Below are 19,337 nucleotides of genomic sequence, written 5' to 3' on the forward strand. Positions count from 1 at the left end.
ATCATTCAGATATAAGTTCAAGCAGATATGTCAGGGTATTTTCATATCTTGAAAGGTTTATGAGACGATTTCTATAATATAATCTGCCATTTATTTCCCACTTACCAATTTTCAGCCATTCAACTTTCCGGTAAGACGGGGCATATGGAAATTTGGGAAACAAATACTCCGAAGTAACTTGGCCAAATGCAATAATTTGGTCCTCTTTTCTTCTAATAAATACATAATCTCCCTCTTTCATCTCATGACAAAATTGGAACAAAGCTGAGGTTTTAAGATACGGAACATGTGAAGTTTTATAGAGTTGGCGGTGTCGCTTCCATACTTCCTGTTTAGTTTTATAGTGTCGAATGTCACCCAATTTCCCATGATGCAAAGTAAGAATTTTTCCGTCTAGGAAAGACCCAGGGTTTACTGATTGGGGAATTGTATACATCCAATATTGCGCACCCTCTTCTCCGTCATGACACACATTAAAGGGTTCCTTATTCTTCTCCGTATGATAAAAAAAGCGCAAAAAGCAACTAATCTCATAATAAATGGGGAGATCTGTTTTTCTCCCGACAATGGTTAAATACTTCTCTATAAGATAGCTCTGATTGATCAGTTTCTGGTAATGATAAATTCGGGATCCTATAGAATATTTCTCTTTTATATTCGTTGCTTCATCGTATAAGTGTTCAATTGCGTAAAGTTCCTGATTGGTAAATGTACAATAGTAATTTGGTAAGAGGTAATGAAGCAACTCCCCCATTGATTTCTGCCCGAATCCAGGAAGTCTGTTGTCGGGACTGGAATAGAAATTATCTAGTCTATTTTCTATACTTCTTTCACCGAACAAAAGGTCCACGAAGAATTGACGGTATCGGTCCATGGATGCCTTCTGTCTTCCAAAAGCCTGCTCCTTAAGAAGCGGCATTTGAAAAGCAGGCAACTGTTCACCTATTGCTTCGAAATGTTCCCAGTTCATGGTTGCAAGATTTTCCTCTTTAGCAAAACTTTTAAAAAATTGATACCTGTATTTCTGTTTTTCTTTATCCCCTATCCATTCTTCTGCAACCGGTTTGAATCGAAATAAATGATTATCTAGATGTTCATATTTGGCCATACCTTCGAGAGTTCCTGGTGCTTTCCATAAAGAATCCAATATCTTCTCTTCTTCTTCGTTTAGTAACAGAATTTTGATGTCTTCCATTTTGAAGATATCTAGATTCTTCAGACCCCAGGTTCTTCGCAAGTGCCTAGTTGCAAGTGAGTGATGTTGATCAATAATCTGCATGGTGATCGTTATTTTATCGATAATCGTTATTGACATTATTTTACATACACAACAAATGTGGATGGAGTCACTATAAAAAACTTTGTCCCCCACTTTTAAATCTTGAACTTGGAACTGTTCGAACATATCTAATTGATAGGTGATGGTGTTAGTTTGTGTATGAACGCTTTCACCACGAATTATCCACGTAGACATGTTGAACACTCCTCCCCCATTTATTATCCTTTTTATACTGTATTATTGTTTTTCTAAAACATTCAAAGAAAAGAGGTGCTCTCAATGGCACCTCTTCAAAGACATAGGTTACATCCCTAAAATGGACGCTTTATAGAAAAGTTCTTGTGCTTTTTCCGCAGTTTGGAAAAGTGACAAGCATCACATACTGCATACTTGAAATCAGGGTCCAATTTCTTTCCGCATTTGGAGCACTGCTTCGTCCTCATTTTTACGTCTGTTTGCAATCGTTCATGCACTTCATCACTAAATGATTCTCTTATTCTTTCCCAATAAGTTGCTTCCGTCCTTCTTTCCAATCTATATAAAAACAGCAAGTGAAGACCGATGGATTTATATGATAATTCCACATTCTCCAGGCTATCCTTATTCATGAACGGTTCCGGCAGTTCTTCCCTTGTGACAATCGCTTCCATCGTTTGCTTCCATTGGTTGATGAGTGTCTGCTCTTTTGTAGAAAACGGAAGATGTAAAAAGCCATACAAATCATTAACCGTCAGCCTGGCTTCAATCATGGTGTCCTCGATTGTTTCATACAAAATTTGTTCCTCGCTAAGAGAGGCCTTCTCTGTACCCGCAGGACTTTCGAACTTTTCCCACAGCTCAAAGAAATCACCCAGTTTGTTGGAATACTTTTGGAAGCGTTCCAATATAGAACTGGTTGGGGCAATCGCAAAAGTGTGTACCTGACGATCTTTACCACCTAGTAGCTTTTCCATTGCTTTAATGTCTCCTGTAAAAGCAACTTTTCCAACATCATACATTCCTTTACGTCCTGCTCGACCCGCAATTTGCTTTACTTCTTGCGAGGTCAGGCGTCTTCGTCTCGTGCCATCAAACTTTTCATTTTGCAAGAAGACTACTCTTCGAATGGGTAAATTCAAGCCCATCCCGATAGCATCTGTAGCAACAATAACAGTAGTTTCTCCATCTATAAAACGCTGCATCTGCTTTTTTCTTGTTTCAGGAGGCATGCTTCCATATATCATGCTGACCTGATGACCGTTGTTTTGAAGAATCGATGCCGTTTCTAGAACCCGCTTCCGAGAGAAACAGACAAGTGCATCCCCTCTTTTTGTATCCCTAAGAGTAAATGGCCGATCTTCAACTTGCAGAGGTGTGTCCCTTGTATATTCGTTCATTTCGATCGCCGCATTGCCTAATAGCTGCAGTACCATTTCTTTCATACTGAAGCTTCCGACAATGTGCACTTCATCCGCATTGGCCTTTGTAATGGCTTTGTACCAAGAGAACCCACGGTCCTTATCTGCAATCATTTGTGCCTCATCAATCACGATAACTTCATAATGATCTTTTTCATAAAACATTTCGACCGTACTTGAGAAATGGGTTGCACCCGGTGACAGTTTCTCTTCTTCCCCTGTTTTTAGCGAGCACGGTACTCCAGCAGAATTTAATGTATCGTAGACCTCCAATGCCAAAAGCCGCAGTGGAGCAAGATATAATCCGCTTTTGGCTTCTTTCATTCTCTGCAAAGCCTGAAATGTCTTTCCTGTGTTTGTTTCCCCAATATGTATGACATACCTTGTGCTTCTACCGTTCGAAGGAATATACTCCCTTCCGAAGATATCTTCTAACATCCTCTCCTCTTCTTTTTGTTTTCGGCGAATCTCTGCCAAAATCTCCTCTTCTTTTCGTTTCCTATCTTTGATATCTCTTTGTAGATACTCCTCATGTAGTTCGAAGTCAAATGGTTGTTCTGCCAGTTCAAGCAGATCCGTAACAAATTCATCTTGCAGTTGTTCCATATAATCATTGACCAATAAGTAGAAAGAGTTGGCAAGTAACTTTCTAAGCTTAGATACAGTAAATTCCTCGGAAGTCACGGTTTCGTAGTCTGTTAAAATTTCTTCAGAAAGCTCATTCATTATTAGGCCGGGGATAAAACCGAACAGATAATCTGTAATTCTTTTTTCATAGAAAAAATAATATGTTTCATACTCCAAGTATTCCTCATAATAATCAAAGCTCTGATGGACAGCACCTGTCAATTCACTGAAAAAGTCCCTCATTGTGTGATAGTCAGATGCATCCATAGGACCCGCCTCTTTTAACACTTCTTCTCTTCTGTACGATTCTGTTTCCTCAAACTTCGGGTTGTTTATTAAGTCCTCTTTGACTTTCTTGGCTACAAAGTGCCTGACATATAAGAAGTAATTCGCTTGATTTTCTTCCACTATCTTATGAGCTTCCTGATCAACCGCATCTGTAACAGCATCCATGCGAAGTTGCAATCGTTTTTCTTCCATTCTTTTTTGAAAATCTTTACGAGCCTGAATGTATTTTTCTTCCCAAACAGATGGGTTTGTATAAGAAGAATTCTGCAACCACTCTACTGCATCAAAAGGTTCATATTCCCTCATTTCATTTTTGAAAAGTTGATTGATTATTTTCTTGTCTATCCCTTCTACTTCGAACCCTCTCTCACTCAAAATCTGTTTTTTCTCTTTACGTGCAACATCATTTGTTACTTTATTGAGCCAAACATTGTACCAGATCTGTTCCACATAATGCTTTCGTTCTTCCAAATATTCAACAAAGGTCGGCAGGTCTTCTTTCGTTTGAAAATATTGTTGAATATCTTCTTCAATCTTATATTTTGTTCGATCCAAAGATGTAGAATGAATGATGTCTAATTTGTCCATGATGAAGTCTCCTTTAGTATATGTTTAGAGACTTTAGATGTTTGTCTTAATCCATGTCTAAAAGCTCTAGTATTTGTTTCGCTGGTATTGCCAATCCTTTGTTTTCCTCTGTTGTTGCATATACCACTCCTACCACTAATCCATCTTCTGTAAGGACAGGGCTCCCACTATTACCGGAATGTACAGGAACCTCAATAAGTAAAACGTCCGAATGTATAGAAGAACGAACCATTTCTCCAGAAGTGCCTTCATTTACAATAAAAGTATGTGCGAGTGGGTTTCCAATTATATAGATAGGTCGATTAGGTTCGACCTTTTGATCACTTAACGGAAGTGAAGCGAAATTCTCTTTCTGTGCAGTAACCTTTAACAATGCGATATCATTTTCTGGATTTTCCTTTAAAACTTCTGCTGAGTATATTTCTCCATTTGAAAAGGAAACCTGTATTTCTTTCATTTTGTCAATAACATGAAAGTTTGTAACAATTAATCCAGCAGGGTCAATGATAAATCCTGTTCCTTTTCGCCCATTTCCGTTAATAGTTACAACGGCTTCCTTCCATGCCTGTATATCACTATCTTTTGATAATTCATTGGATTTTAACAAAAATTGTATGGATGGGATATTCACGATACGGGGAAAAATGCCCCATATATTCACTAATAGGGCCAATATGATAAAAAATGTTATGTACTTTATTGTCTTTTTCCTTTTTTGTTTTTTCCTTGCTATTGCTGCTAATTCCTCTTCGGTTATTTGAAAATCTTCCAATGAAGGCTCTTCCAACTCCTCGAATTCTTCATTTTCGTCCTTTTTCACAGCTCCACCTCTGATCTCAAATTGGTGTTTCCTGCAACATATCATAAGAATATTCCCTTGTCACGAGTTACATCTCATTTTTTTAAAACAGAGTAAATTATAGGAAAAAATAGTTGTTGACAATTTTACCCCTCGAGCATATAATTTATCTTGAAGTTATAAATCTTGAATTAAAGATATTTTATTAAAAGGGAATTTAGGAGGAATATTATTATGGCTAAAACAGTATGGAATGTTGACAAATCTCACAGTACAGTGGATTTTTCGGTGAAGCACATGATGTTCGCTACAGTTAAAGGCGGATTTCATGAGTATGATGCAACAATTGTAGCGGATCCAACTGATTTAACAACAGCTGATATTGAATTTACAGTGGATGTTGCAAGTATCGATACACGAAGCAGTGACCGTGATGCTCACCTTCGCTCTGCTGATTTCTTTGATGTAGATAATCATCCAAAAATGACGTTCAAAGCGACAACCATTGAAAAAACAGACGATAACGAATATAACGTAACAGGAGATCTTACTCTACGTGGTACGACAAAATCAGAAACATTCTCCGTTGTATTTGAAGGAACTGGTCAAGATCCTTGGGGAAATGAAAAAGCAGGTTTTGCAGTAGAAGGAAAACTTAAGCGCAGTGACTATGGTTTGACATGGAATGCTCCATTAGAAGCCGGTGGTGTACTTGTTGGCGATCAAATTAAAATAGCATTGCAATTACAAGCTGCTAAAGGATAAATAGAAAAAAGGGAATTGCTACACAATGGCAATTCCCTTTTTGTTTATTCTTGTATTTCTTCCCAGATTAAAACCGCTACTTGCAAGCATGTTATAGAGGGGAAATCGGTGGAAAAAGAAGCGTCCATATATTGTTTAATGAACCCTGCTAGTACGTCTACCGAGTCAACTTGATCTAGCGCATCTACAATTTTATCAATTTTTAACCGGTACCTATCTTCCCCCGCTCCCATTGCAAGGAGGTCCATTGGATCCCATTCATTGATAATCTTGGTGACGACGTCTTGTTTTTTTCTCTTAGATACACTAATAAAACTTTCCATCTATAACACCTGCCCTAATTAATTTGAAAGAGCCTCATAAAATTTGTTCGTCAATTCTATTGTGTATCTGCTTCCACCTCTGTCGATTACGTCCTCGATCAACATAGCAGTCAATAATGTCGGGTCCTTCTGATCGTAAGAGACCCATAACCCGTTTTCCAATCTTTCTTCTTTCTTAATCTCAGCTGTACCGGTCTTTCCTGCAATCTCACGGCCTGGTACATTTGCCACACTGGATTTTCCTTCTGTAACAGTCTTTCTAAGATTATCCTGAAGGAGTTTTGCATTCTCAGGTAACACGATATTCTTCCATACTTCCGGAGTTTCTTCTACCAACAGCAATGGTTTCATCATCGACCCGTCATTTACTACCCCACCATAAATGCTTGCAAGGTGTACGATGTTTAATAAGACTTCGCCTTGTCCATAGGCAGTGTGGGCCAATAGGACCTCATTGTCGAAGGAGCCTGAGTTGGAAATTTGAGAATCGCTTACAGGCGGATAAGCAAAAGGAAGTTCTTCTCCAATACCTAATTTCGCCAATCCTTCTTCAAAATCCTCTATTCCAATGTCAATCGCAGCTTTAGCAAAATAAATGTTATCTGAATTGTTCAATCCACTTTCTAAATCGACTTTTTTGTCGTCTACATACACCCTGGTTACTTTACTTCCCCCAATATCCCATTGTTTTTCAGGAATGTCATATTGGTGGTTCGGGTCAAGTTTGCCGCTTTCAAGACCGATAATGGAAGTAAGGAGCTTCATGGTGGAGCCTGGGGAATACGTACTACGGAAGCGGTTTTCACTCGCATTAATTCCTGCTTCCTTAAATTCATCCAGCCTTTTTTTCTTACTCATTGAAGTTCCCATTGTAACAGTGTTTGGGTCATATGCCGGGGTACTCACAAGACTTAACACCTTTCCGGTACTTGGGTCAATGGTAGCTGCTTGCCCTGCATCATCTTTCATGACATCATACAATTTCTGTTGCATGTTAGCATCAATTGTCAAAGTAATGTCTTGACCACGCTCTGGCTCTGTTCTTGCAATTGTTTTTTCAGTGCCATCTTCTTTTACTTGGGTTACTTCTAGGCCTTTCTTTCCTTTTAATTCTTTTTCATACAACCCTTCAATTCCGGTGACACCTAATCTATCACCCTGTTCATACCCATCAAAGTCTTCTAAATCCTGTGCAGTAACCTCATCTATATAGCCAACTAAATGAGCTGTTGCTTCTGCGAATGGATAAACTCGTTCCATTGATCTTCCATTTGTAACTCCTTCAATTTCTATTAATTCTAAAACCAGGTCCCTCTCGTCTTCTCTGAAATTTTTGATAGGCATAGCATAATGTGGCTGTGCCCAGCTTAATGTATAAAGACCTGTAATTTCTTCCTCTGACATATCAATCATCTCAGCAAGCTTTGCCAAATCTCTTTCTGCATTAAACTCACCTGGAACAATTTGCAGATTCATCACTTCTTCATTAGCAGCAAGCTTGTTTCCCTTGCTGTCCAAGATTTCTCCCCGCGTAGCTTCGGTGTAATCTATTACAAATTCATCTGTCAAATCATATTCAGGAAAAATAAAACTTGGTTCCCACTGAATATACCAATGTTCGTTTTCTTCTTCGTCCAACACTTTATCCATGACAAAATTCACTTCGTAATCTATCTTTCTAGCAAATGTGTCATAAGTGATCTTACCCGGAATGGTGACGGTTTCTTGTTCTTCCCACTCAACTTCTTGATCCAACACTTCAACTTTTAAATTTTCCATTTCAAAAAGGTCATAAACCTCTTTATGTTTTTCCTCAAAAAGTTGCAGTGGTACGTTTTCTTTTGAATCCGATTGGAGATATTCCTCATACATGCTGGAGAAATTTTGTTCCTCCCAAGTGGTTATGTAGTCGTTTAATACATCATAGGGATTGACGGGTTCTTTTTGACACCCGGCTAGTATAAACAACATGATGATCATAAATAATATCTTTTTCATTCAAGCCCCCACCCTCTCTTGTCTCTTTGTTTTAAGGATACATGAATTTCCATATTGGTTAAAGGAAAAAGATTCAATCGTTTCTTGGAATATCCAGCTAAGCCTTCATGAAGACCTCTGGGAAACAGTTTCTGGCAGATAGAAGTCCTCATAAGCGGTATGAAGACCTCAGGGAACCAATTTTCAGCTGAGAGAAGTCCTCATAAGCGGTATGAAGACCTCAGAGAAGCAATTTTCAGCTGAGAGAAGTCCTCATAAACGGCATGAAGACCTCTGCTCTGAGTTTTTAGTAAAAAGAGGTCTTCATGCCAAACTTTATAAGTTACCGCTAATACTAATCTTGTTTCCCAATAACAAAACAAAAACCCCTACTCCTAAAAGTAGAGGTCAAAGTCTATCTAAATATCTTGCTTTCATTGTCCAAACCAAACATCTGCCAAAATCTGATATGATTTTAACCTTGCTTGCTGGTCATAAACATGAGTATTCACAATTAGTTCATCTGCTTGTGTTTCTTCCAGTATTGCTTCAAGCTTTTTCCTAACTGTTTCTGCATTACCTGTAACTGTATATTTCAACTGTTGGTCAACCACATGCTTCTCATACTCACTCCAGAGAGAGTCCATATCTTCTACTGGTGGCTTTAACTGGCCTGGGTTGCCACGGATCAGATTGAGGAACTGTTGCTGAATAGATGTTGCTAAGTATTCGGCTTCCTCATCACTATCGGCGGCAATTACGTTCACGCCAATCATGGCATACGGCTTTTCCAAATGCTCAGATGATTTAAAAGAACTGCGATAGATTTGGAGTGCAGGCAGCGTGTAATCTGGTGAAAAATGACTGGCAAAAGCAAAAGGCAATCCTTGTTCTGCAGAAAGCTTTGCGCTGAATCCGCTTGAACCGAGCAACCAAATTGGAACATCCAATCCCTCTCCAGGTACCGCTTTTACTCTAGTGGTTCCATCAGGGTGAAAATAGGAACGTAATTCCGCTAACTGATTAGGGAAATCCTCTCCTCCTGTTTTGCGTTCTCGTCTAAGCGCCGCCGCAGTAAGTTGGTCACTTCCTGGTGCCCGGCCGAGGCCAAGATCGATTCTCCCAGGATACAAGGATTCCAACGTCCCAAACTGTTCTGCAATGACAAGCGGGGCATGATTAGGGAGCATAATGCCGCCGGACCCTACTCTTATTGATTTTGTCGAACCTGCTATATGTCCGATCACGACAGAAGTGGCAGAGCTTGCGATTCCCCTCATATTATGGTGCTCGGCAAGCCAATAGCGGTTAAATCCTAATCTTTCCACGTGTTGTGCAAGCTCCACACTGTTTTTAAAAGATGTTTGAGCATTACTTCCTTCTACAATTGGTGCCAGATCCAAGACAGATAATGGTATCTGGTTAATTTGTACGGTCATTATTTATTCTCCTTTCTTACTTTGGAGCATTATCGAATTCTTCTTTTATTTTCTTAAGAAGCTCTTGTTTCGTTAAAAGTTCATATGCGGTCGATGCCATTGCTTTTGCTCCAAGGATCATCGCTTCTTTCCCTTGCTCACTCAATGCCGCATCACGGAATTCAGTGGTATGGCAACTATATAATTCATTACAGATTTTAATGTACGGATGAATGGAGGGAACTACTAGACTTACATTTCCCATATCCAGTGAGCCAGATCCATCTCTGTTTTCAACAATCTCTTCAGAGTCCACTCCAAGTGAAATCAATTGTTCTGTAAAAATATTTGACAGTGTTTCGTTGGTCACCATGTTATCGTACGATAATTCATAGTTGGACATTTTCATGGAAGCTCCAGTAATCATCGCTGCGCCTTCTGCTATAGATTTCACTTTTTCTACCAATTCATTCACATAACTGCGTGTTTTGGCGCGAACGTAAAATTGAGCGACAGCATAATCTGGCACCACATTGGCAGCTTTTCCGCCTTCAGGAATGATCCCATGAATACGGGTATCACTTGTAACATGTTGTCTCAGTGCATTGATGCCATTAAATGTCTGAATCACAGCATCCAATGCATTTATTCCTTTTTCAGGGTTTGCCGCTGCATGGGCAGGTTTCCCAAAGAATTCAAATTGGATAGCATCCATCGCAAGCGAGGAACCACTTTTCACATAGGAATGCAATGGGTGGACCATCATGGCTACGTCTAATTTATCAAAGACACCCTGCTCCGCCATTGTTACCTTGCCGCCTTTTGTCTCTTCGGCAGGAGTACCGTAGACAATCACTTTGCCTCCTGTTTCTTGGATTACTTTACTAGTGGCAATCCCTGCTGCTATCCCCATCGTACCTATTAAATTATGACCGCAAGCATGTCCAATCTCAGGTAGCGCGTCATATTCACACATAAATCCGATAGTTGGACCCGGTTTCCCACTGTCAAAAACAGCCTCAAAAGCAGTTGGCAGGTCCCAAATTCCCATTTTCACATTAAAACCGTGTTCAGAAAGTTTATCTGAAAGGACTTTGGCTGATTTGAATTCCTCATGTCCAAGTTCAGGATTTTCTCCTATATATGTACTAATCTCATAAAAATCATTTTTATGTGAATCAAGGAAATCTGATATGATTTGCTTCATTTATTAATCCCCTTTGGACAATTTATTTAGTGAATGGAAATATAGTAACATGAAGTTTCTTCAAATAATAATATTTTGCCTCAAAATAAATAAGGGAGCTTCCACCTTTTATTGGAAGCTCCTTCAACACTATACTCTTCTCATCTGAAAGACATCTAATCCATTTTTCCATAGTGTCTGTAATAATGCCACTTTAGGAGACAGTCTTGGATTTGTTTGCTTGCCTTTCCCTATTCGCTCTAACTGATTGCTATACCACGTTAATTCTAGCATAGCGGTTTGATCCACGAGTTTTATTCCTGTTTTTCTTGGTGCTAGTTCTATAGAATCCCTTTTACCTTGTAGAAGTTCCTTAGGGAGATAAGGATAGACGGCCATCGGGCGAGCCAAGCCTATCATCGATGTTGCCCCTTCAAGGATTGCTTCCTTCATTCCGGTTAACGTTCTGAATCCTCCGGTGACAACAAGGGGGGCTTTTGTTACCTTTCTAGCTTCTGTTGCAAATTCAAGAAAGTACGCTTCCCTTCTTTTGGTGCTCTCTTTTACATTTACTCCCGTCATCTGCGGACTTTCATAGGAACCACCTGAAATTTCAATTAAGTCTATTCCCAGTTGGTCCAATGTTTGAATAACCTGTAATGCTTCTTCCTCTGAAAATCCGGCCTTCATAAAGTCTGCAGAATTAAGTTTAACTCCTATTGGGAAAGAGTCACCAACTTCTTCTCGAACCTTTTTATAGATTTCCAAAAGAAATCTCATGCGGTTTTCGAGTGAACCTCCCCACTTGTCTGTCCTTTTATTATGTCGGGGTGATAAAAACTGACTGATGAGATAACCATGCGCACCATGGAGCTGTACACCTGTAAATCCAGCTTTCTTGGCAATTATGGCTGTGTTGGCAAATCGTTGGATGATGTCTTTTATCTCTATTTCTTGCAGCTCCCTCGCTACAGGGAAGTAGCGTTGAAGCTTTGGATTAAACTCCACTTTGGACGGAGCCACCGCTTCTTTTACAATTCCTTTAAATACCTGTTTGCCTGGATGATTGATTTGCATCCAAAGGTGAGTTCCATTCTTTGTTCCCGCCTTTGCCCAACTCTTTAACAAATCTAAATCTTTTTCATTTTCCACAACGACGTTCCGGGGTTCACCAAGTGCACGTTTGTCGACCATGACATTGCCTGTCACAACAATACCTGCTTCACTTTCTGCCCATGTTTCATAAAGGCGAACCAGTTTTTTTGTTGGTCTGTTGTGTTCGTCTGCCATCCCTTCGCTCATCGCTGCTTTAAAAAATCTGTTTTTAATTTCAACCCCATTTGAAAGCAACAATTTGTCATGTAACTGTGTCATTCATTCATCTCCCCTACGCTTGTCCTTACATGGATATGAAAAAATGGTTGGAAGAACACTCCAACCATTCGTTTATTTGTTAAATTAGTATCTTAACGCGCCTGCACCTGCGATAATCAAAATAATGAAAAGCACTACAATCAGCGCAAATCCACCACCATAATTTCCACCTGACATACAATTCCCTCCTTCACGTAGACTACAATACAATTTATGCATCAAACTCGTCCTACGTATAGGCTATGGAATGTTTTTTAGGCAAGGAATGTTCTATAGTGGATTATGCCCAATTACCTTGGCGGAACAACGGTACTCTCTCTCCGTCCTTGGTGATCCCGTCAATATCCATGTCACTTGATCCGATCATGAAATCGACATGGGTTATGCTTGAATTTGCCCCTGCTGCTTCCAGTTCTTCTTCTGACATCTGTTTTCCACCTTCAAGTGCGAAAGAATATGCATTCCCAATCGCCAAATGATGAGATGCATTTTCATCAAATAACGTGTTATAGAAAATTAGATTGGTATTTGAAATAGGAGAGTCATGCGGTACAAGTGCTACTTCTCCTAAATAGTGGGATCCCTCATCCGTTTCAATCAATTTTTGTAAGGTTTCATATCCTTCTTCTGCTTCAAAAGAAACAATTTTCCCGTTTTCAAACGTAATCGAAAAATTGTCAATCATATTTCCGCCGTAGTTCAATGGCTTGGAACTTCTAACCGTCCCATTAACTCCTGTCTTAAGGGGCGTGGTGAAGACTTCTTCTGTCGGCATGTTGGCGATAAAGGCAACACCATTTTCATTAATACTTTCCGGACCAATCCACACATGCTTTTCAGCTAGCTCAATCGTTAAGTCCGTTCCTTCTGCTTTGTAATGAAGGGATTTAAACTTTTTGTTGTTAAGGAATTCCACTTTCTCACTAAGTTTTTCCTTGTGATCCATCCAAGCTTGGACTGGGTCTTCAAGATTTGCTCTTGTTGCATGAAAAATAGATTCCCATAATTTTTCTTCTTGTTCTTGTTCTGATAAATCAGGGAAAACTTTTGCGGACCAGCCTTTAGATGGAACAGCCACAATAGACCAGCTGATTTTATCAGCCATGACCATATTACGATAGCCTTTGGTTGCTTCACCTGCTGCCTTTTGTAAGTTTGCAATTTTAGATGCATCCACACCTTTAAGTAAATCAGGATTTACGGATGTGATAGCAAGCATTGCTGCTCCTTCTCCGAATGCCTTCTCAAGCATTTCGGCTCTCCAGCCAGGAAAATATTCGAATGATTCGTCTGGTGCTTTATCGTAACGGATTCTTGTTACTTGCTCATCGGTCCATTCAATCTGAACGAGTTTTGCTCCTGCTTCATAAGCTTTTTTTGTAACTAACCTAACGAAAGGTGCTGTTGCGATGTCAGCGTTTACAATTAGTGTTTGGCCTTTTTGTATATTTACTCCGACTTTTACGGCAAGTTCAGCGTATTTTTCCATGGTTGTGTGAAGATTGCTCATTATGTATACCCCCTAAGATTTTTCCTATGTTCCCAAAAAATATCATGTTCATTAGGATTTGTCTAGTTTTCTAACGCAAAAAGGCAGTAACCATAGTTGGTCCTGCCTAATTGTTGCATTTACTGTTGATCTCCGTTCCAGGTGCTTCGCTTTCCGCGGGCGGTCCGGGAGCCTCCTCACTTCGTTGCGGGGTCTTCCCTGTCCCTTCCTCCCGCAGGAGTCTTCGCACCTTACTCTACGATCAACATGGTATTTCGACAACATAATTTCTTCTTTTACTTATTCAAAACCGTATTCACTCTAGGAAGATTTGAGCTGAATAGTTTCATGCCGTGTTTGAATGCTGCTAGACCATAGAGCATGCTGCTCCAGTCGATTAGGGTTACTTTTGTTGGGTACCAACGGTTTGGCTGCTCAAGATGCCACCAGGATATGCGGTGTAGTCCGTATTTGTACGCCGCTTTGAATTTTTCTTCGTCCTCTTTATCCTCTTGGTTAGCGTACACATCATATGGGATATGCAAAGAATATTGTGCGTATAGATCATAGATTCCTGCAGGATACACAGGCAGATAGCCCCCAATAATGTAGGATGAGGCAATATTATGTGGAGCATCGTTAATTCTGTCAGCATGATAGCCATCGAATAGGCCGTCATTCGGGCCTGCACCATAGCCCCAAATATAAGATGGAACATCCTCGAGCTCTTTCCATTTCATTCTGTCAGCAAGACAAGCGTTCTTATAATACTCCAGATAAGTTGCACTTTCTGCATATTCAGGCACTAGATAATAAGGAAACTGTTGAACGAAGGATGATAAAAATGCACCGGGATGATCGTTTAGAACCGCAAGTCCACGAAACTCTTCTTGGGGAAGTTCCTTGATTTTTTCTTCTGCAAAATTGTTCAGCCAAAGTGCCTGGATGTTCTCATCATCTGATTTACCCAATAAAGCAAGGTAAGAGACCATTACATATTCATTATAGGCCGGTAGTGGGGCAATCCCTTCTCCGTCCTTAGCTATCATGTTAATGACACCTTTATCTTTATCTGCAACCACGATACTCCAATCTATAGAGTAAAGAAGTTTTTCTGCCATCTCCAGTATCCTTGGCTCTTTTTTCGCAAAATGATTTCCTGCAAATAGTGCACCTGTTAAGAGAAGGGTCGTATCTATTGTAGAATACTCTGAATTCAGATTTTCTCCTGTTTCCATATCTACAAAGTGTGCATAGAAACCAGACTTATCATCTCTGGCAACCCGGCATCCCTCTATTTCCCCGGATACCCCTTTCAATGTGATTAATGCTTTAGTAGCCGCATTATCATCCCAGCCTTCTAGATCAGCAATAGCAAGACTGATCAGACCGACACCAGTGGCAGCTATAGAGCAGCGAAAATCCGGATTTTCACCGAGGGTCATATAACCATCTGCATATAAACCTGTTCGTTGATTTCGTGAAGCTTCAAATAGTGCGTAGGAATCATGAAATTGGCGATCAAAAAACTGTTGTACTTTAGTTGGTAGATTTTTATACTCTTTTGTTGGCATCTCTTTTGCCCCTTTCATCCAGTAAATTGGAATGACATTGTATATTTCATGCTTATGTATTTTTTATGTAATCAAATTCTTTGCTGAAAATGATATAATTATCATACAAAATTTATCCTTATGTGAAAATAGACAAAACTATACTAATTGGATAATTCATCACTTTAATTAGAATGGAGAGAGTGAAATGCCCATTATTCATGGGGTTTTCTACGATATTTCGCCACATTGGGACGTGGAAAAAGCAAAGGGTCTAGACACGCTTGTTTATGTTACAGAAGGAAAAGTTCATTACCAGGTGGAAGGTCGGCTTATGGAATTGACGAAAGGGGATCTTTTGTTTATTCCTTCAACGTACACGAGGTCTTGGAAAAATGATATCGTCGAGGGGCATCGTAAATATACCGTCGTTTTTGAGAACAACGAGAGAACCTATCAACATTTTGTGGAAAATGAGATCGTTTCATTTAAACCACGTAAGTCTGCTTATTATGAACAAAGGCTGACTTTTTTAAATGAGCAATGGCTTAGTAAGAGGGTTTTTCATGAGGAATTGTCTCAGAATATCTTATTGGAGCTTCTGATCATGATTGCTCAGGAGAAAGCAGAATGGCATACTTCTCCTGTAAAAGAAACATCTGTCCGTGACATGCAGGAATATATTCTTCAGCATTATCGCCGAAACATTACAATAGAGGAATTGGCAGCTTTAATTGGGGTGACACCGAATTATGTGACCGTCTTGTTTAAAGAGGTGATAGGGATCACTCCTATACAGTATCTTCATCAAACTCGCATTAATAATGCTTGGAATTTAATTAGTACAACGAAGATGACGATTAAGGAGGTTGCGGAGCATTTAGGTTATTGCGATCAGTCGTATTTTAACAGGATGTTTAAAAAGTGGATGGGAATCCCGCCTTCTCAAGTGAAGAAGACATAAGAAAAAGCATAGAGATTGGCCTCTATGCTTTTTCGGTGGTCGTTTTTGTTTCGGTTTTGACTGCTTCGCGGAAGGCTTTTTGGAATTTGAGTGTGTATGGTCCTGGCTTTGCTTGTGAAAAAGTGACGCCATCGATTTTGATGATAGGCATTATTTCACTGGTTGTGGATGTAAGGAATACTTCATCTGCCTCCATCAGTTCCTCTTTATGGAATGGTTGAATTTTATAATCCCAACCATTTATATCCATAATTTCTAGCAGTTTCGTTCTCGTAATTCCGTTCAAAATTAAGTTATTGGCTGGATGGGTTTGGAGAATCCCGTCTTTGACGATGAAAATATTAGAAGATGAACCTTCGGTAACAATCCCGTCTCTAAAAAGTATGGTTTCAAATGCCCCAGCCTCGCTTGCTTTTTGCTTGACCATAATATTGTAGAGCAGGTTTAGACTTTTAATATCGCATCGAAGCCAGCGCATATCTTCAGCAGTTATGGCTTCCACTCCCTTTGTCTGCGCATCCTCTACACTTTTATATGGAAGTGGGTATGCAACAAGTTGGGGAGTTAATGATTGATCATAATGGTGTGATCTGTTAGAGACTCCTCTTGAAATTTGGAGGTAGAGACCTCCTTTTGTCATGTTATTAACGTCAATAAGTTCAAGCAACCTATTACAAAGCTGTTCTGGTTGTTCGTTTAGTAGAATGCCAATTTCCTTAGCACTTCTATAAAACCTTGCAATATGCTCTTTTAACGTAAAAGGAACTCCTTCGTATATGTTGACAACCTCATACACCCCATCGCCAAACTGATACCCTCTGTCTTCAATATCAACTTTTGCTTCATTTCTTTCCATAATCTCATCATTCATCAATACTTTCATTTTTCAGCACCTCCGGAAGCGTTATTCATTTAAGTTAAGTACAACAGGGCAATGGTCACTTCCCATAATATGAGAGTGGATTTCAGCACCCTTTAACGAATCAAGTAATGTATTGGAAACGATGAAATAATCAATTCGCCAACCGATATTCCTTTCACGGACTTTATTCATATACGACCACCATGTGTATTTGTCAGTCATATCAGGATAAAAGTGGCGGAATGTATCGGTAAATCCTTCTCCTAGCATTCTAGTCATCTTCCCTCTTTCTTCTTCCGTAAAACCAGAATTATTGCGGTTAGATTTAGGGTTTTTCAAGTCGATTTCCGTGTGTGCTACGTTCAGGTCCCCGCATAAAATGACGGGCTTCACCTGATCCAGCATTTTTATGTAAGCTAAAAAGCGGTCCTCCCAATCCAGTCTGAACGGTAGTCTGGCCAAATCACGCTGAGAGTTTGGTGTGTACACATTGACCAAGAAAAAATTCTCGTACTCCAGTGTGAGTATCCTTCCTTCTGGTTCGCATTCTTCTGCCTTTTCCTCATCCAACCCATAACGAACTTGCAGCGGTTTTACTTTGGTGAAAACAGCAGTGCCTGAATATCCTTTTTTAATTGCGTAGTTCCAATATTGATAGTACTCTGGGGTATCTAATTCAATTTGTCCCTCTTGAAGTTTCGTTTCCTGAATGCAGAAAATGTCTGCATCCATCTCGTTAAAATAATCCATGAATCCTTTTTTAACACAAGCTCTAATTCCATTCACATTCCAAGATACTAGTTTCATAGGTGCATGTAATTCCCTTCTAAACTATTACTATATTTAGCCAAGTATATCAAAAAGAACCGCTTTCCATAAAGAAAAGCGATTCCAACCTGGTCATTACACTTGAAATAGATGAAATTTTAATCCGTAAGGGTCACTTACCATTATACTTTTCTCGTTAAACTCCTTCGTAATGATACAGTTATTTTCGATTAAGACTCTTTTAGCAACTTCCATGTTTTCAACAGCGAATTCGAAAAATACGGATTGATCACTATCCTTATTATGATTCTCTACATATAAATTCGTGCCATTCATAGTAAATAGTGTTTCAGAATCTGTACTTTTTTCTGGTTTCATCCCAAGGATTTGGTGATAAAATTTAATAGCATTCTCATAATCTTTCACTTGTAGTGCAATGTTATTTGTCATCTGATAATCGGAACGATCATTAATTTTCTTACTTGGTTTATAATCTTCATATCCGGAAGGTAGTAGATCGAATAAGGGCCATACCGAACAAAAATCATCTCCTGGTCCGAAAAACGCGCTTGAATGACGGTATATCTCTCCCGTATCATCTTTTGAAAAAACCGTCACGCCGGGGTAAAACCCTTCATCTACAACGAACCCCATGTCTTCTTTGAATGATGTTCCTTTTGTGGAGACCATTGGGAAGTTCCAGCTTCTTTCTGCTGCGAAATTCTCTTGCACTTGAGGTTCATCCGGAGTTGACACGACAAACGCTGCCTTCCTGCGGATGTGATGGTATACACTATTAAATCCATCTGCCCACATCGTGCAATAGGAACAGCTTTTACCCATATTGTGGACCACGAATAATTCATCTTTATCTTCAAACAACTCCGCCAAGCTTACCTTGCCATTTTGAAAAGACGAGAAGACATAATTATCGACTTTTTCTTTTTCTATGTTGCGTTTCATTTCTGCCAATTGCTTTTTCTTTTCTAGGATTTCTTTCTCAAGCTGTTGAATTTCTGTTAACATTTCCGTTTGATTCAATACGACCACTCCATTCAAGATAGTATTCTATCTACCTATTATACAACCTAAAATATGAAATAAAATTAAATTTTCAAAAAACACAAAATATTTCACGTAGCCCTTCATATAATAATACAACTACTACTTACCCACATTTCATATAAAGGAGAGATGTTTATGAGAGAAGCTCCTAATTACGGAGAATTTTATCCAAAGTCTTTGGTTCCGATTAATAAGGATGATCTTGTGATTTTTCTAGAAAAAGTGACGGACTTTGAGTGTTGCGACAATTACAGCCATTGGTTGATTGCCCTTGAAGGCAGAGCGTTGGGGACGGGAGAAGATTATTACCATTGGCAAGTCGTTGTGTTCCCCGCTGAAATAGGTGGAGGTTTTGACTATAAGCATCCCCTTTACGTTTCTTCCTTCTTCTTATCCATTGATGAGGCCATTGACTACACCTCTGAAGTGGAACGAATTGCAAGTGACGGTCAGCTATATACAATCGCTGGCTAATGAAAAAAGTCAAATAAAAGAAAAACGCCATGTTTTTCTTTTTGAAAGCGTTTGTGAAAGAATATACATATGAATGCCCCGCGGTTTCCTTTTTCAAAGTCCCCTCTTTAATTTAAAAAAAGCCCACCGCTAATGCGATAG

The 19,337-nt window shown here is 39.4% G+C and carries 17 protein-coding genes; 3 read left to right on the forward strand and 14 right to left on the reverse strand.

Features of this window, described 5'->3' with window-relative positions:
- Position 1: 1 nt before the first annotated feature.
- From K7887_RS10810 to K7887_RS10820, 3 genes are all read right to left on the reverse strand, one after another.
- Entirely contained in the window at positions 2-1,474 is a 1,473-nt protein-coding gene (locus K7887_RS10810; protein WP_223493517.1) for a hypothetical protein, read from the reverse strand.
- A 116-nt stretch (positions 1,475-1,590) separates the two neighbouring features.
- Positions 1,591-4,179: a DEAD/DEAH box helicase gene (locus K7887_RS10815; RefSeq protein ID WP_223493518.1), complete on the reverse strand. Its 2,589-nt coding sequence runs from the start codon at positions 4,177-4,179 to the stop codon at positions 1,591-1,593.
- A 46-nt stretch (positions 4,180-4,225) separates the two neighbouring features.
- Positions 4,226-4,999 (reverse strand): S1C family serine protease, encoded by a 774-nt coding sequence (locus K7887_RS10820; protein ID WP_223493519.1) that lies wholly within the window; start codon positions 4,997-4,999, stop codon positions 4,226-4,228.
- Positions 5,000-5,212: 213 nt separating this feature from the next.
- Here K7887_RS10820 and K7887_RS10825 point away from each other — a divergent pair, with 213 nt between their 5' ends.
- Positions 5,213-5,743, forward strand: a complete 531-nt coding sequence (locus K7887_RS10825; protein ID WP_223493520.1) for a YceI family protein — start codon at positions 5,213-5,215, stop codon at positions 5,741-5,743.
- Between the two features lie 44 nt (positions 5,744-5,787).
- On the opposite strand, the gene K7887_RS10830 is transcribed toward K7887_RS10825, so the two are convergent.
- From K7887_RS10830 to K7887_RS10865, 8 genes are all read right to left on the reverse strand, one after another.
- Positions 5,788-6,066 carry a DUF1871 family protein gene (locus K7887_RS10830; RefSeq protein ID WP_223493521.1) on the reverse strand — a complete coding sequence of 93 codons (279 nt, stop codon included), beginning with the start codon at positions 6,064-6,066 and terminating at the stop codon, positions 5,788-5,790.
- 18 nt (positions 6,067-6,084) lie between these two features.
- Positions 6,085-8,064, reverse strand: coding sequence for a penicillin-binding transpeptidase domain-containing protein (locus K7887_RS10835; protein WP_223493522.1), 1,980 nt, complete (start codon positions 8,062-8,064; stop codon positions 6,085-6,087).
- 413 nt (positions 8,065-8,477) lie between these two features.
- Positions 8,478-9,482 carry an LLM class flavin-dependent oxidoreductase gene (locus tag K7887_RS10840; protein ID WP_223493523.1) on the reverse strand — a complete coding sequence of 335 codons (1,005 nt, stop codon included), beginning with the start codon at positions 9,480-9,482 and terminating at the stop codon, positions 8,478-8,480.
- A gap of 16 nt (positions 9,483-9,498) precedes the next feature.
- Complete coding sequence (locus K7887_RS10845; protein WP_223493524.1) at positions 9,499-10,668, reverse strand: M20 family metallopeptidase; 1,170 nt, start codon at positions 10,666-10,668, stop codon at positions 9,499-9,501.
- Positions 10,669-10,797: 129 nt separating this feature from the next.
- Positions 10,798-12,021, reverse strand: a complete 1,224-nt coding sequence (locus tag K7887_RS10850; RefSeq protein WP_223493525.1) for an NADH:flavin oxidoreductase/NADH oxidase family protein — start codon at positions 12,019-12,021, stop codon at positions 10,798-10,800.
- A gap of 84 nt (positions 12,022-12,105) precedes the next feature.
- On the reverse strand, positions 12,106-12,198 hold the full coding sequence (locus K7887_RS10855) for a YjcZ family sporulation protein (RefSeq protein WP_010199532.1): 93 nt from the start codon (positions 12,196-12,198) through the stop codon (positions 12,106-12,108).
- A gap of 103 nt (positions 12,199-12,301) precedes the next feature.
- The gene (locus K7887_RS10860; protein ID WP_223493526.1) at positions 12,302-13,531 is read right to left on the reverse strand and encodes an aminopeptidase; all 1,230 of its coding nucleotides are present in this window, start codon (positions 13,529-13,531) and stop codon (positions 12,302-12,304) included.
- Between the two features lie 275 nt (positions 13,532-13,806).
- A complete protein-coding gene (locus K7887_RS10865) occupies positions 13,807-15,084 on the reverse strand; it encodes a hypothetical protein (RefSeq protein WP_223493527.1) in 1,278 nt (425 codons plus the stop codon).
- Between the two features lie 187 nt (positions 15,085-15,271).
- Between K7887_RS10865 and K7887_RS10870 the strand changes: the two genes are divergently transcribed.
- Positions 15,272-16,027: an AraC family transcriptional regulator gene (locus K7887_RS10870; RefSeq protein ID WP_223493528.1), complete on the forward strand. Its 756-nt coding sequence runs from the start codon at positions 15,272-15,274 to the stop codon at positions 16,025-16,027.
- A 22-nt stretch (positions 16,028-16,049) separates the two neighbouring features.
- Here K7887_RS10870 and dat read toward each other — a convergent pair whose 3' ends face one another.
- From dat to K7887_RS10885, 3 genes are all read right to left on the reverse strand, one after another.
- Positions 16,050-16,910 (reverse strand): D-amino-acid transaminase, encoded by an 861-nt coding sequence (gene dat / locus K7887_RS10875; RefSeq protein ID WP_223493529.1) that lies wholly within the window; start codon positions 16,908-16,910, stop codon positions 16,050-16,052.
- 21 nt (positions 16,911-16,931) lie between these two features.
- Positions 16,932-17,696: an exodeoxyribonuclease III gene (locus K7887_RS10880; protein ID WP_223493530.1), complete on the reverse strand. Its 765-nt coding sequence runs from the start codon at positions 17,694-17,696 to the stop codon at positions 16,932-16,934.
- A 96-nt stretch (positions 17,697-17,792) separates the two neighbouring features.
- A complete protein-coding gene (locus K7887_RS10885; protein WP_223493531.1) occupies positions 17,793-18,698 on the reverse strand; it encodes a DUF899 family protein in 906 nt (301 codons plus the stop codon).
- A gap of 159 nt (positions 18,699-18,857) precedes the next feature.
- Between K7887_RS10885 and K7887_RS10890 the strand changes: the two genes are divergently transcribed.
- A complete protein-coding gene (locus tag K7887_RS10890; RefSeq protein ID WP_223493532.1) occupies positions 18,858-19,196 on the forward strand; it encodes a hypothetical protein in 339 nt (112 codons plus the stop codon).
- Positions 19,197-19,337 lie beyond the last annotated feature (141 nt).

It is taken from the genome of Sutcliffiella horikoshii (assembly GCF_019931755.1).
Taxonomy (GTDB): domain Bacteria; phylum Bacillota; class Bacilli; order Bacillales; family Bacillaceae_I; genus Sutcliffiella_A; species Sutcliffiella_A horikoshii_E.